The sequence below is a fragment of the Methylobacterium gossipiicola genome (genome assembly GCF_900113485.1).
GTDB lineage: Bacteria > Pseudomonadota > Alphaproteobacteria > Rhizobiales > Beijerinckiaceae > Methylobacterium > Methylobacterium gossipiicola.
Genome location: NZ_FOPM01000014.1, coordinates 60,979 through 75,492, shown reverse-complemented (window position 1 = coordinate 75,492; position 14,514 = coordinate 60,979). Strand labels below are relative to the sequence as shown.

Sequence of the window (14,514 nt, the reverse complement as noted above, 5' to 3'; positions counted from 1 at the left end):
GTGGCACCCGTCGCGCCAGAACCGGTGGGACCCGTCGCGCCCGTCGGACCGAGGGCGCCCGTCGCTCCCGTCGCGCCTGTGGCGCCCGTCGCCCCAGTGGCGCCCGTCGCTCCCGTGGCGCCGGTCCCAACCGCTTCGGTCGTTACTTCCAAACTATTTCCGCCATTGGCCGTGGCACCGCCACCAACCGTATCGGTTACAGAGGTGTTAGCCTGCCCAAAATAAGCAGTATAGCTCGTCCCCGACAAAAGCGAACTACTATCATCGAGGACAATTTGGCCGCCGTATGAGTTCTGACTCGGCCCGCCACCGGTAACCGTCGCGGTGATGAACTGATTGTTTGTGGCATTATAGATTGTTATAAATTCGCCGGCACCATAACTTGCATTGCCGCGAAAATTCAATATCGTCTGGGCCATTGAACAAGCAACCAATATTTGATTGAACGCCCCCGGGTCTTAGCCACAAGATGGACCCGTGACCACAAGACTCGCTCCTCCGAAAGGAGTGACATGCGGACGGGCTGGACGAAAGATGAAAACGCAGCCGATGCGATCATAGATTGCCTAAGACGTTCCGGCGTGGCATTCTCGCATCAGTGGTAAGACAGGCGACTTCTCCCGCACGGGATGCGCCCCATTTCGGGTGTTCTTATCTCCGGCATCGGTGTCTCAGTTTAATTTCAGAATGAGGTTATACCATGGATCCGATGCTCGGCATGATCTATCTCGTTCCCTACAATTGGGCGCCTCGGGATTATTTGATCTGCCAAGGTCAGAAGGTGAACGTCAATCAATACCAAGCCCTCTTCAGTCTCATCTCCAACCTCTACGGCGGCGACGCGGTGCTGAATTTCGGCCTGCCGAATCTGCAGGGGCGGGCGCCCATCGGTTTCGGCACGGCGTCGAGCGGCACCAACTACCTCCTCGGCTCCGTCACGGGCACGGAGAAGAACACGCTCAGCACCGCCAACCTGCCGGCCCACAATCACGGCGCCACCTTCGAGGCGAAGACGGGCCAGCAATCCGTCACCATCCCGGCGGTCACGGGCAACCTCCAAGTCGGCGTCACCGTGAATGCGACAACTGCCGTGGCGACGAGCGGGTCGCCGACGGCCTCCGCCAACATGCTGTCGAGCGGGGGCGTCACTAAAATTTATGGCCAGACGCAGACCTCCAACCTCGTGGCCCTCAGCGGGACCTCGGCCACCGTCACCGGCAATCCCTCGATTCCGGCCAACACCGTGACCATCAACACGGTGACGGGCGGAGCCGTGACGGTCAGTCCGACGGGGAACGGGGCGCCGGTCAGCAACATGCAGCCGTCCCTGGCCCTGAACTTCATCATCGCCGTGAACGGCATCTACCCGGACCGGCCGTGAGCCGGGACCTCGGCACCCTCTCGGCCGACCTGTTCGCCCCCCTCGTGGGGGCGGATTTTGCGTTGCGGGTCGGCGATGGATCGACCCTGACGGTGCGGCTTTCGCACTGCGTGACGCATCCCCGCGCCACCATGGTCGGAAGCCCACGCACGGCCTTCGGCCTGGAATTCGAACGCCCGGCCAAGGGCGTGCCGTCGTTCACGGGAGGCGACTTCGTGCTGTCGCATCCGGACCTGGGTGAGATCGGCCCGCTCTACGTCGAACGCATCCTGCCGACGGGTTACGGGCCGAACACGGCGGTCTTCCAGATCGTCTTCAACTGAGCCGCGCGCAGCCCGGATTTCCGCCATGGCGTCTCCCCCCGGCTCCATCCCCCTGCTCGGGGGCCTCGACCTTCGCCACACCGGTCCGCGCGACATGCCGTTCCTCCTCGATCTGTTCCGGGAGGCGCGTCCGTGGCTCGCGTGGGCCGATCTCGACCGCGACGCGATCCAGGCCCTCTACGAGCAGCAATACCGCGCCATGCGTGCGGGCCAGGAGTCGCTGTACCCGGAGCATCTCGATTTCGTCGTCGAGCGAACCGGGCAGGCAGTGGGCCGCCTCATCGTCGATCTCGGCTACGCCGACTGGCGGGTCTCCGAACTTCAGATCGTGGCGGCGGCGCGCGGCAAGGGCATCGGTTCGAGCGTGATCCGCAGCCTGCAGCAGGCCGCCGGCTCCCAGCGGATGCCCATCACCCTCTCCACGCCGATGTTCGGCTCCGACGGTCGCGCCGTGTACGAGCGCCTCGACTTCAGGGTCACCGCCGTCCGCCCGCCGCATTACGACATGGCGTGGTCTCCAACGCGCTCATAGGATTCACGCCGGACAGAGCGACTCCAGGGCGAGAGTCCTACGAAGCGTGTTCTGCGCGGTATGCCAGCGCGGGCCGTGGCCGCGTCCAGATCTCTCCCGGAGCGGGAAGACCCGCAGCGCCGGCATCGCTTCGATCGCGGTCCCGGTCGTGCATGAAGCGCGCATCATCGCGGCGGGAAAAGGTTGAACCCGATTCAGAACGCAACCGTGATACCGGTTGACACATCGGAAGTGGCACGGCAGGAATGCCGTACGTGCCCGCGTGGTGAAATTGGTAGACGCGTTCGACTCAAAATCGAATGCCGCAAGGCGTGGGGGTTCAAGTCCCTCCGCGGGCACCAAGCCTCATTCCCCAGACAGCCGATCTCTATCCTCGATCATGGCGGCGACGCCTGGAGCGGGCGCATCGCCCGGCCCTGGCCTGTCCTGTCCATCGGATTGCGCCGGTGGACGCGCGGGGCCGAACGATGGGGCGGGTGTGACGTCCCTCGTGAGGCCCCGGCGCCCTCACGCGGCCCGGTTCTGCTCGGCGGCGGCGCCGTCGAGGAGGGTTGACCAGCTCAGTTGCGCGGCGAGGTGGAGCACCACGGGGGCGAGCCAGCCGCGGGTGTGGAACTCGGCCACCACCGTGCCCGGCAGCGCCCGGAACGCCGCCTCGTCCACCACCTGGAACCCCGTCACCACCGCGTTCGGCGCGGCCTCGGGAGATGGGGCCGCTTCGGCGGCGGGGTCGGTCGCGCCGTTGGTCAGGCGCAGCTCGGCCGTGCGCGGCACCAGCAGGCCGTGCTCGACCAGGGCGGCCGAGAAGGCCTCCGTCGCGGCATGCTCCCGGGCATAGGCCTCGCACATCGCCATCGCCGCGCTCGCCCGCTCCGTCGGACGGCCCTCGGCGTCGAACAGGGCCTCGGCCCCGTCCCTCGCCGCGTCGGTGCTCACCAGGGCGCTTGTGGTGTCGAGGCCGAGCAGGCGCGCCCCGCCCGCCTCCGCCTCCACGGCGATGAAGGGATAGCGCCGCAGATAGGCCGGGACGTAGTGGCCCGCCCGCCAGGCGCCGTCCTCCGCCACGAACAGGTTGCGGCCCGCCGTCAGGCCGGTGAGCGCCAGGGGCAACGCCCCCGCATCGGCCGCGAACACGATGGGGTAGCTGCGCCCGGCGGCGGCGAATTCGGGCAGGGTCAGGGGAATGGCGGCGGTGCCGGCGGCGAAGCCGAAGCCGGGATCGCGCCGCAGGCCGAGGCCGCGATGATCGGGAAAGCGCAGAACCGTCGGTGGGCCGTAGAGGGGCGGCAGGCCGGTGGCGGGGGGCTGGGTCATGACACGGTCTCGGAACGGGGGGGGCGCCCGACCGGCGCGGCCGGACGCGTGACGGGGGGTGGCGCCGGGTGTGCCCGGCGTCAGCGGGTCTTGAGGGCGGCGTCGAGGGCCTGCGGCAGGCCCTTGAGGGAGAACGGCAGGCTCACGGGACGGCGGGCCCCGTCCTCGAACTGCAGGGTTCCGGCGCCGCTGGCCCCGCGCAGGATCTGCTCGGCGCCCTTGTCGAGTTCGGCCTCGGCGAAGCAGCCCTGCAGGCAGCGCTTGAACTCGAGGGCGAGGGGCTTGGCCTTCTCGCCCGGTTGCAGCTTGGCCCCGGCCGGCAGCCAGATCCCGGCCGGCAGCTGCACCACCAGCCGCAGGGGCCCGTCCGAGACCAGGCGGCCGAGGGCGATCAGCGCGATCGTGCCGCCCTGGTTTTGGCCCTGGGCCTGCATCTGCAGGGTCTGCGTCGCCTCGCATTGCTTCGCCGTGGCCGAGGCGGCGACGCAACGCACGAGCCAGTCCTGATAGGTCGCCGTCGTCATCTGCGGATCGGACCCGGCCGGGTCGGCCGGAGCCGGGGTCGCGGTCGGGGGCGCGGGGGTGTTCTGGGCCATCTTCTCGGCCGGGGCAGCCTCGACGAAGGCGAGGCCGGCCGGGAACGCGGCCAGAAGCCCGGCCAGGGTCAGGCCGAGACGGGCCGTCCTCGCGCCCCGCCGCTTCGGTCCCTGGGTCATCGTCGTGTGTCCTCTCGTGTTCGTCCGGAAGCGACGGGGCCGGCCCGGCCCGGCCACGGGGTTCGAGGGGCGTCCCGCCCTAGAACCGCAGAGAATATTGCGCCGAGAAGGTGTTCTGCGACGCGCGCGGGCCGACCTGGCCGCTGTAGTTGACCTGGATCCGCGACAGCTCCGAGATCTCGTAGGCGAGGCCCGCCCCCACCAGGGCCATGTCGCGGGCCACCGGCACGCCGGCGATCCCGAGCGGCGTCGTCCCGCCCGGCAGGAACAGGCTCGCGTTCGGCACCACGTCGCCCAGGGCGTGCTGCCAGCCCAGGGTCAGGCTCGGCATCAGGGTGTGCCCGGCGACGCTGAACGTCGTCGCGGCCCGGACCCCCAGGGTTGTGTAGCCCACGCCCTGGCCCTGGACCGTGCCGGTCAGCCCGGCTCCGCCGAGGCCGCCCTCCCGCACCCGGTGGGCGGCGACGTCGACATAGGCCAGGCCCGCGAACGGCTGCAGGGCGTAGCCCCCGAGCGCGATGTCGTAGGAGGCCTCGCCGAACACCTGCGTCGTCGCCACCGTCTCGCGCGAGGCGTTCGAGGCCGAGAAGCCGGGGATCGCCACCGCCCGCAGCGCCGACACGTCGTGCCAGCCCCGCGACACGCCCCCCTTCAGGCCGAACCCGTCCCACTGCCCGCCCGCATAGGCGCCGATGCCGTAGTTCGTGAACGATCCGTTCGAGGCTCGGGCGTTGAGGTCGAAGATCGACTGGCTCACGCTCCCGACCACGCCGGCCCGGATGCCCTCGCCCACCTGGACGTCGATGCCGCCGAGGACGCCGCCGATCCGGTTCGCGATCGACGCGGCGTTGCTCCCGCCCAGGCGCTCACCCAGCCCGCCGAAGGCCTGGGCCCACAGGGTCGGGGCGAAGTCGAGGGCGAGGTCCTGGGTCACCGGGCCGGAGCCCCGCGCCGCCCGGGTCAGCAGAGTGCCACCGCCCGACTGGCGCAGGCGGGCGCCCACCCCGTCGCGCAGGTAGACCGATTGCTGCTGCAGCACGGTGTTGAGCGAGGGATGCACCTCGCCCCCGAGCTGGTCGAAGGCGAAGGCCACCGCCCCCTCCGGAAGGGTCATCAGCGTGTCGTGGATGCGGTTGCCCGCCCCCAACGCCTGAGCCGCCGCCGCCACGGCGATCTGGTTGGGGCTGCGGGCGAACGCCGTGAAGGCCTGCCCGGTATAGGTCAGGCCGAGATAGACGTTCTGCGCGTCGTAGCTCAGCACCGGATCGAGGAAGGCGTAGTCGCTCGTCACCGTGCCGAACCGGCCGGTCAGCGTCGCGGTGGTGCTCAGGATGGTGTAGCGCGCCGTCGGGGCATAGCGCCCCGGCGTCGCCTGCACCCGTACCGCCGCCTGCGACGAAAGGGTCACCGGGCCGGTGGCAGTGATGAGGTCGTGCCGCCCGTCCGGGGTGACGTCGACGGCGTAGAGCGCCCCGGCGTTGAACGCCACCGGACCGGTCACCGTCAGGGTGCCGGGCGAGTAGCCCGGCGAGGCGGTGCCGCCGCTGTTGATGGTCAGGCCGCCGATGGTGGCGGTACCGCCGAGGACGCCGCCGGCCTCGATCACGAACGGCGAGGTCGTGGCCGAGCCCGGATCGAGCCGGACCATCGTGTCCTTCACCCCCACCGGGCCGGTATAGGCGTCGGTGGCGGTGAACAGCACCCGGCCGCCGCCGACGAACTCGACCTTGCCCGAGCCCTTGATGTTGCCCTGGAAGCCGTAGGTGTCCGAGCGGTTGAACACGAGGCGGGCGTTGTTGAGCACCTCGCCGGAGATCGAGCCCGCCGTGCCGCCGTTGCCGATCTGCAGGGTGCCGTCATCGATGGTGGTGCGCCCGGCATAGCGGCCGGTGCCGAGCAGCAGCAGGGTGCCGGCGCCGGTCTTGGTCAGCCCGCCGGAGCCCGTGAGGTCGCCGCCCAGGGTCAGGGTGTCGGTGGCCGCCGTCACCGCCACGGTGCCGCCGCCGCCGCCCAGGGTCACCGTCCGGCCCGAGGCGAAGCTCGCCGAGGCCGCGAGGGTGCCGCCGTCGAGGGCCACCGCCCCCGACGCCGCCCCAAGGGCGGCATCGCCACCGACCTGCAGGGTGCCGGCGGTGATCGCCGTGCCGCCCGTGTAGGTGTTGAGGCCCGTGAGCACCGTGGTGCCGCTGCCGGCCTGGACCACCCGGCCCGTGCCCGAGATCGCCCCGGTGAAGCGGGCCGTATCGGAGCGGTCGAACACCAGGGTGCCGGCATTGGCGACGTCGCCCTGGATCGATCCGGCGGTGCCGCCGGCGCCGAGCCGTAGGGTGCCGGCGGTGATCGCCGTGCCGCCCGTGTAGGTGTTGGCCCCGGCCAGGATCAGGGTGCCGAAGTCGCTCTTGTCCAGCCGGGCGCTGCCCGCCAGCGTCGCGGCGATGGTCGCCTGCGTCTTGGCCCCGGCGACGGTGCCGTCGCCGACCCGGATCGTCGCCGTGGCGCCCGTCAGGGTGAGGGGGCCGCCCGCCACCGTGTAGCCGCTCTCGACGAACTGCATCCCGGCCGTCCGCACCGGGCCGGCGGTGTCCACCGTGACGGTGCCGGCCGTGCCCTGGAACACCGCGAAGCCCGCCGGCCAGCGCCGGTCGATCGTGCCGTTGGCGTTGGTCCAGTTCGTGCGCGCATCGGCGCTCCAGGTGCCGGTGCCGCCGACCACGCCCTGGCTCAGGCGGGTGCCGGCGCCGTTCCAGAACGCCATCGGGCTGTTGGCGTCCTCCACGAACAGGTTGACCTGATGGGCCACGGAGGTCTGCACGCCGCCGAGCAGGCCGTCGGGCAGGGCGCCGACGCCCATGCCAGTATCGGTGAGACGCCCGCCATAGGACAGGATCCGGTAGACGCCGAGGCCGAAGCCCGTGGTCGGCGTCACCGCCAGGGTGCCGCCGAGGCGAACGTCGCCGGCCACTCGGAACACCTCCGTGGTGCTCGGCGCGCCCAGCGTCACCGCCAGGGTGGCCTTGCCGGCCATGTCGAGGGCGCCCAGGCCGAGGCCGGCGCCGGGCTGGCCCGCGAGGGTGCCGCCGTCGAGGACGTGCACCGTGCGCGCCACCCGGCCGCCTCCCGACAGGGTAGCCCCGTCCTGGACGGAGACGTCGCCCGCCAGACCGCCGGTGACCGCCAGGGTGCCGCCCGCGACCCGGGTGTCGCCCGTGTAGGTGTTGGCCCCCGACAGGATCAGGGTACCGGAGCCGCTCTTGGTCAGGCCGCCGCTGCCCGAGAGCAGGCCGGAAAAGCCCGTGCCGGTGTTGTCGCCGCCGACGCCGAGGCGGGCGCCGTCGAGGACGACTTGGCCGGCCCCGGCGAGGGAACCGATCGCCTCGTCGCCGCGCAGGACGAAGCGGGCGCCGTCCGACACGCTGACGGCGCTGGTGTCGCCGATGGCCCGGCCGCCGGTGGCGATCAGGGTGCCTTCCGCGACCTGGGTCGCCCCGCCATGGGTTCCGCCGCCGCCCAGGACCAGGGTGCCGGTGCCGGTCTTGGCGAGGTTGCCGAGACCCGTGAGGGTGCCCGTCAGGGTCAGGGTCCGGCCGTCGTCGACGAGGACGGTGCCGCCGCCCGCGCCGCCGGCAGAGGTCAGGGAGATCGCCCGCCCGTCGGTATAGGTGGCGCTCGCCCGCAACGTGCCGGCGCCGCTGAGCGCCAGGGCGCCGGTGCCCAGCGCGCGCGCGTCGGTGGTCACCTGCAGCAGGCCCTGGCTCACCGTCGTGGTGCCGGTATAGCCCTCGCTCTGGCCCGACAGGGTCAGCGTGCCAGCCCCCGTCTTGGCAAGGCAGCCGCCGCCGCTCAGGCTGCCGGAGAAGGCGCCGCCGGAGGCGGTGAGGCAATGGCCGTTGAGGGCGATGCCACCGCCTCCGAACAGCGATCCCACGGTCTCGCCGGCATCGGTCAGGCTCAGGCCCGCCCCGGCCGCCACGGTCAGCGCGGCGCTGTCCGACAGCGACGCGCCGCCGGCGATCTCGAGCCGGCCGGAGGCGATCGTGGTGGCGCCGGCATAGGTATTGGCGCCGGTCAGGCGCAGGGTGCCGGGACCGGACACGGTCAGCGCGCCGGCGCCGGACAGGACGCCCGACAGGGTCAGGACCTGCCCGGCCTCCACCGCGACGACGCCGCCGCCGACCCCGTCCACGGCCGTGAGGGAGACGGCGCGCCCATCCGCGAAGCCGGCACCGGCCCGGAGCGTGCCCTGGCCTTGCAGGGCGAGGGCGCCGCCGCCGAGCGCCTCGGCCGCCAGGACCCGGATCGCGCCCGCCGCGATGGTGGTGCCGCCGGTATAGGGGTTGACCCCGGTCAGGCTCAGGGTGCCGCCGCCGCGCTTGATCACGCGGCCGGAGCCGGAGATCGCCCCGGCCAAGCCGGTGGCGTCGGCGCGGTCGAACACCAGGGTGGCGTTGTTGATCACGTCGCCCTGGATCGAACCGGAGGTGGCGCCGTCGCCGACCTGCAGGGTGCCGGACGAGACAAGGGTCCCGCCCGTATAGGTGTTGGCGCCGCCGAGGATCAGGGTGCCGAGGTCGGTCTTCTCCAGGCCGGTGGTACCGCCGAGGGGCGCGAACACCCGCGCGACGGATCCGGCCCCCGCCGCCGTGCCGTCGCCGACGCGGATCTGGGTGCGGCCGCCGGGGCTCGCCAGGGTGAGGCCGGCGCCCGTGACGGTGTAGCCGTCGACCATGAACTGCACCCCGGTCACCGCGACGGGCTTCTCGGCGGCCGCCACCGTGACGGTGCCGGGGGCGCCGGCGAACACGGCGTAGCGCCCGTCCCAGGCCCGGGCCTGGTTGGCCTGGGCCGTGGTCCAGTTGGTGGTGGCGCCGCCATCCCAGGTGCCGGAACCGCCATGGACGGTGCCGTCGGGGGTGGTGGTGGCGCCGTTCCAGTACAGCAGGGAGCCGTCGAGCACCGTGAGGGCGAGCTGTCCGGGCAGGTGCTCGATCCGGTAGCCGTAGGCCGTCGGGGTGGTGCCCAGCCGCAGGCCGGTATCGGCGGCCAGCGTGGTGTAGTCGATGAGGCGGTAGAGGCCGAGGGCGAGGCCGTCGACGGCGGTGACGTCGAGGCGGCCGCCGAGGGACAGGGTGCCGGCCTGGATCGCGGCGTTGCCCGTGCTGGCCCCGAGGCTCACCGCCAGGGTGGCGTTGGCCGCGAGGTCGAGGCGGTTCACGCTCAGGCCGTAGAGGCCGGCGCCCGCCACGGGGGCGGCCCGCAGGGTGGCGCCGTCCGCCACCGTCACGGCGCCCGCAATCGTGGCGCCGCCGTCGGTCGGACCCGCCAGGGTGGCGCCGGCCTGGACGGCGACGTCGCCCTCGAACCGCGCGCCGCCGGCCAGCGCCAGGGTGCCGGCCGCCACGCTGGCGCCGGCCCCGGCGCCGTTGACGCCGCCGAGCGTCAGGGTGCCGGCACCGCGCTTGATCAGGGCGCCCGTGCCCGTGATGGCGCCGCCGGGGGTGATGTCGTCGGCCCGGTCGAACACCAGGGTGCCGGCGTTGGCCACCGCCCCGAGGATCGACCCGGCGGTCCCGCCGTCGCCCACCACCAGGGTGCCGGCCGTCACCGTGGTGCCGCCCGTGTAGGTGTTGGCGCCCGTGAGCGTCAGGGTGCCGGTGCCGATCTTCTCCAGGCGCTGGCCGCCGCCGAGGACCGATGCCAGGGTGGCGGTGCCGCCGCCGGACGCGGCATCGTCCTGGACCAGGATACGGCTCACGGGGTTGCCGCGGAAGCCCGCCAGGGTCAGGCCGCCGCCCGTGACGGTGTAGCCCGAGGTGAGGAACTCCATCGCGGCGATGGTGGGGGCCGTGGCCCCCGCCACCGTGACGGTGCCGGCCCGGCCCGCGAAGATGGCGAGGCCGGTCTGGGTCCAGGCCGTGGCGTCGGCGCCGGCCGCGTCGGTCCAGACGGTGTCGGCGCGGTCCACGTTCCAGGTGCCGGAACCGCCCGCGACGGTGCCGCCGCCGGACTGGCGGGGGCCGTTCCACCATTGCCCGGCGGCGACGACGAGATCGACCCGGCCGGCACGGGCGGTGTCGACCCCGAACAGGGCGTGGGTGGGGGTGGTGCCGAGGGCGAGGCCGCCGCCCGCGAGGGTGCCGGCGTAGTCGAACAACCGGTAGGTGCCGCTCCGGTAACCGCTTCCGGCCGTGAGGTTCAGGGTGCCGTCGAGGGTGAGGCCGCCATCGATGGTCACGGCGGCGGTGTTCGACGGCGCGCCCAGGGTGGCCTGCAGGATCGCGCCGGGCTTCATCACCACGGTCTGGTTGACGATCAGGTTCGTGTCGCCGGCGGCCAGCATCCGCAGGGTGCCGCCCGCCTCGACGGTCAGGGGGTCGTTGACCATGCCGGCGCCGCCCGCGGGATCGCCCGCGAACGCCCCGCCCGCCTTGACGGTGATCGCTCCGCCGAGCTGTCCGCCATACATCTGTAGGGCTCCGCCCGAGACGGTGACGCCGCCGCCGAGCTCGCTGAAGCTGGACAGCGTCAGGGTGCCGGCGCCGCGCTTCTCCAGGGTGCCGATGCCGTAGATGCTGCCGAGGAAATCCACGTTGTCCGAACGGTCGAACACCAGGGCGCCTTGGGTGAACACGTCGCCCGTGATCGAGCCGGCGGTGCCGCCGTCGCCGATCACCAGGGTGCCGGCCGAGACCAGGGTTCCCCCCGCGTAGGTGTTGGCGCCGGTGAGCGTCAGGGTGCCGGTGCCCTGCTGCTCCAGGCCGCCCGAGCCCGAGATCGCGCCCGCGAAGGTCACGGCGTCCGAACGCTCGAACACCAACGTGCCGTTCGTGACGACGGGGCCCTGGATCGATCCGGTGGTCCCGCCGTCGCCGATCTGCAGCCGGCCCTCCGAGATCGTGGTGCCGCCCGTATAGGTGTTGGTGCCGGTGAGGATCGTGGTCCCGCGCCCGGTCTGGATCAGGCCGCCGCTCCCGGTGGCGATCGCCCCCGAGAGCGTCAGCGCCCCGTAACCGTTGTAGAGGGTCAGGGTGTTGCCCGCGCCCGTGATGCCGCCGCTCAGGGTCAGGCTGCCCTTGTACTTCGCGATCGTGGTATCGGCCGCCAGGGTGATGGCTCCGGCATAGCCGTTGGTGCCGGAATACGAGGTCAGGGCGCCGCCCTCGGGGACACTGCCCGAGAGGGTCAGGGGCACGGCGTCGACCGTGACGTCGTGACCAAGCCACAGGGTGCTGCCGGCCTGCACCGTCACCGGACCGGTGCCGAGGGCCTTGCCGTTGTCGATGGTGAGGGAACCGGCCTTCACGATCGTGCCGCCGGTGTAGCTGTTGGCCTGGGTCAGTGTCAGGGAGCCGGTCCCCTCCTTGATCAGGCCGCCGGCCCCGAGGTCGAGGGTGCCGGCAAGGGTGGTGTCCGGATTGTCCGCCGAGACGGTCAGGGTGGTGCCGACGCCGGTGATGGCGCCGCCGAGGCGGACGCTCGACGGTCCGAACGGCCACGGATCGCTGACGATCCGCGTATCGGCCGCGAGGGTGATGGCGCCGTCGAAGCCGATCCCCCCGCTCAGCGCGCTCGAGCTGAAGCGCAGGGCGCCGGTCCCGGCGACGCCGGTTCCCGCCAGGGTCAGGGGTTCGGCGGCGACGGTCAGCGGCGTGACGGCGCCGCTGGTGTTGGTGGCGAGGTTCGGGTTGCGGAACGTCAGGGTGGCCCCGGCGGCCACGGTGGTGCCGATGGCGGTGGCGCCGAGCCCGGTGGCGGATTCCACCGTGAGGGTGCCGGAGCGGACGGTCGTCGCGCCCGTGTAGGTGTTGGCGCCCGTGAGCGTGAGGGTGCCGCCGCCCCCCTGCTCGAGGCTGCCCGAGCCCGAGATCGCGCCCGCGAAGGTCACGGCGTCCGACCGCTTGAACGTCAGGGTGGCCTTGTTGACGATGTCGCCGGTGATCGACCCGATGGTGCCGCCGTCGCCGACCTGCAGGGTGCCCGCCGTGACGGTGGTGCCGCCCGTGACGGTGTTGGCGCCCGTGAGGATCAGGGTGCCGGCGCCGGCCTTCTCGAAGGCGCCCGCGCCCGAGATCACCCCCGCATAGGTCGCGTCGGCCGCCGGCGCGAGGGCCAGGGTGCCGGCCGTGATGGCGGTGTCGCCCGTGTAGGTGTTGGCCCCCGACAGCACCAGGGTGCCGGCCCCGATCTTCTCCAGGCCGTGGCTGCCCGCGACGGGGGCCGAGACGGTGGCGAAGGTCGACGCGCCGTCGACGTTGATCTTCGGCGTGTTGGCGCCGTCCGCGAGGGTGAGGGAGCCGCCGGCGATGAGGTAGTAGGAGGTGACGAACTCCAGGCTCTTGGCCGAGACACCGCTATTGTCCACCGTGACGGTGCCGGGGCGGCCGGCGAAGAGCGCCGCCTTGCCGTCGGTCCAGGCCCTGTTCGTTGTGCCGCCGGCATTGGTCCAGTTAGTCGCGCCCCCCGCCGTCCAGGTGCCGTCGCCGCCCGTCACCGGGCCGGTGCTGCCCGTCACCGTCGCGCCATTCCAGTACAGGCCGGCCCCCAAGACGTTGAGAACGAGGTTGCTGGTCGTGACGCCCCTGGTGGTCGTGGTGGTGGTGCTGAACCCGTACTCGAAATCGGTCGGCGCCGTGCCGATGGTCAGCGCACCGGATTTCGTTCCGAAGTAGTTGAAGAGGATGTAATCGCCCTCGCCCATGGAGCCGGCATTGGTGATGTTGAGTGTGCCGCCGAGAGTCAGGTTGCCGCTGCCCGCTATTCGGTTCAGGCCGACCTGCGCCAACGCGGTGCTGCTGGGTGCATTCAAGGTGACATCGACGGTGGATGTCGAGGCGAGGCTCAATCCCTCCCCCGAGGAGATCGGCACCGAACCGTTCACCGTCGAAAGCTTGAGATGACCTCCGCCCTCGATCGTAACGTTCTGTGCAACGCTTGCCATCGCGCTGCCTGTCCCGCCAGTAGATAGGGTGGCCCCATCTTTAACGACCACCGAACCTTGTATTCCTCCGCTCGTTGAGGCGCTGCTGCTGCTGAGTCCAAGTTGGAGAATGCCCCTGGAAACGACCCAATCCTTGTATTGGCCAAGCTTTCCATTAGGAGTTACCACAGGGTACTTGTCTATCACCAAAGTGTCTGTGGCATTGTCCGTGCGAACCTCAAAGGCGGTGAAGTTCTTGAAAGGCGCGGTGCGGTTTGAACCGACGAGATCGATGCGGCTGGCGTCGAACTGGCCGCCCCTACCGCTGAACTTCAGGGTGTTGGATGTCCCCGATCCCGTTGCGCCGATCACGTTGCCGGTGAGGGTCGCGTAGCCGGTGCCGTTCCCCTGGAGTTCCAGCACGTTGGTGCCGGAGGTGAACTGGATCGCGTTGGCGCGAACCGCTCCATCGCCGCTGAGGCCGCCGCTGACGTTCGCGGTTGCCCCGAGAACGAGCGTCAGGTTCGAGCCGCCGATGCCGATGCCGCCCGTTCCATTCGACATCCCACCAGCGCCGCCGAGGATGGTGGCACCGGATTCGATCGTCAGGGTGGTGACGCCACCGCTGTTGACGGCGAAAATGCCGCTGCCACCTCGGCCGGCAAGCGCGCCAGACGACCCCCTCGCACCGCCCGCACCGCCTGTGACCACCGCCGATCCGGCAATCGTCCCGACCGTATCAACGATGCCCTTGATGTATAGACCGCCGCCGCCGCTGCCGCCACCGCCGCCGCCGTTGCCACCGTCACCCGGCGTAGGCACGAGGCCGCCGTCGCCCCCCCTGCCGCCAGTGAGAGAGTTTGTCAGGATATCCAGATTGTTGCCGGACGGCTCCATCACGGCCGCGAAGCCGCCGCCGCCGCCGCCGCCGGAAGCAGCAAAAGGATTGGATGACACTCCAGCAGAGCCGGCCGATCCGAGACCATCGAGGCTATAGAATCTGCCGGTGGAATAATATCCGTGAGTTCCGCCCGCACCGCCGCCGCGGTTATTGGTGCCACTGACCGCGCGACCGCCGCGACCGCCGCCATCGCCACTGCCGCCGCCACCGCCGCCGCCCGCGCTATCCCATGCGTCACTGCCGACCATCCCTGGGCCCGATACCGCGGCTGCACCGCCAAACGGCCTCGGACCGGCGCTCGAACCAGTGTAGCCGCCCGGGCCGCCCCAGCCGCCAGCGAGTTCCTCAATGCCATCAATAGGCGCAGCCAGGGCGGGCACCGCCACCAGCGCCGTCGAGGCAACCAAGGCGAGCAAGAATCCGGACCGCCGCG

At 71.4% G+C, this 14,514-nt stretch carries 6 protein-coding genes, 1 tRNA gene and 1 pseudogene; 4 read left to right on the top strand and 4 right to left on the bottom strand.

The annotated features are described in order from the left end of the window. Nucleotides 1-419 (bottom strand): annotated as a pseudogene (locus tag BM249_RS21850) (hypothetical protein); the annotation flags it as partial. 281 nt (nucleotides 420-700) lie between these two features. Between BM249_RS21850 and BM249_RS13350 the strand changes: the two are divergent. The 4 genes from BM249_RS13350 (at nucleotide 701) to BM249_RS13335 (ending at nucleotide 2,577) form a co-directional block, all read left to right on the top strand. Then, nucleotides 701-1,381 carry a phage tail protein gene (locus BM249_RS13350; RefSeq protein ID WP_210186996.1) on the top strand — a complete coding sequence of 227 codons (681 nt, stop codon included), beginning with the start codon at nucleotides 701-703 and terminating at the stop codon, nucleotides 1,379-1,381. Further along, nucleotides 1,378-1,704, top strand: coding sequence for a DUF6916 family protein (locus tag BM249_RS13345; RefSeq protein ID WP_091972553.1), 327 nt, complete (start codon nucleotides 1,378-1,380; stop codon nucleotides 1,702-1,704). Before BM249_RS13350 ends, BM249_RS13345 begins: the two co-directional genes overlap by 4 nt. A gap of 25 nt (nucleotides 1,705-1,729) precedes the next feature. Continuing rightward, complete coding sequence (locus BM249_RS13340; RefSeq protein ID WP_091972551.1) at nucleotides 1,730-2,236, top strand: GNAT family N-acetyltransferase; 507 nt, start codon at nucleotides 1,730-1,732, stop codon at nucleotides 2,234-2,236. Between the two features lie 256 nt (nucleotides 2,237-2,492). Next, nucleotides 2,493-2,577: transfer RNA gene (locus BM249_RS13335), tRNA-Leu, on the top strand. Nucleotides 2,578-2,743: 166 nt separating this feature from the next. Here BM249_RS13335 and BM249_RS13330 read toward each other — a convergent pair. The 3 genes from BM249_RS13330 to BM249_RS13320 form a co-directional block, all read right to left on the bottom strand. Beyond that, nucleotides 2,744-3,550, bottom strand: a complete 807-nt coding sequence (locus BM249_RS13330; RefSeq protein ID WP_091972550.1) for a SapC family protein — start codon at nucleotides 3,548-3,550, stop codon at nucleotides 2,744-2,746. Nucleotides 3,551-3,630: 80 nt separating this feature from the next. Then, nucleotides 3,631-4,266: an invasion associated locus B family protein gene (locus tag BM249_RS13325; protein ID WP_244528740.1), complete on the bottom strand. Its 636-nt coding sequence runs from the start codon at nucleotides 4,264-4,266 to the stop codon at nucleotides 3,631-3,633. A gap of 79 nt (nucleotides 4,267-4,345) precedes the next feature. Further along, entirely contained in the window at nucleotides 4,346-14,137 is a 9,792-nt protein-coding gene (locus BM249_RS13320) for an autotransporter-associated beta strand repeat-containing protein (RefSeq protein ID WP_280142676.1), read from the bottom strand. Between the last annotated feature and the right edge of the window lie 377 nt (nucleotides 14,138-14,514).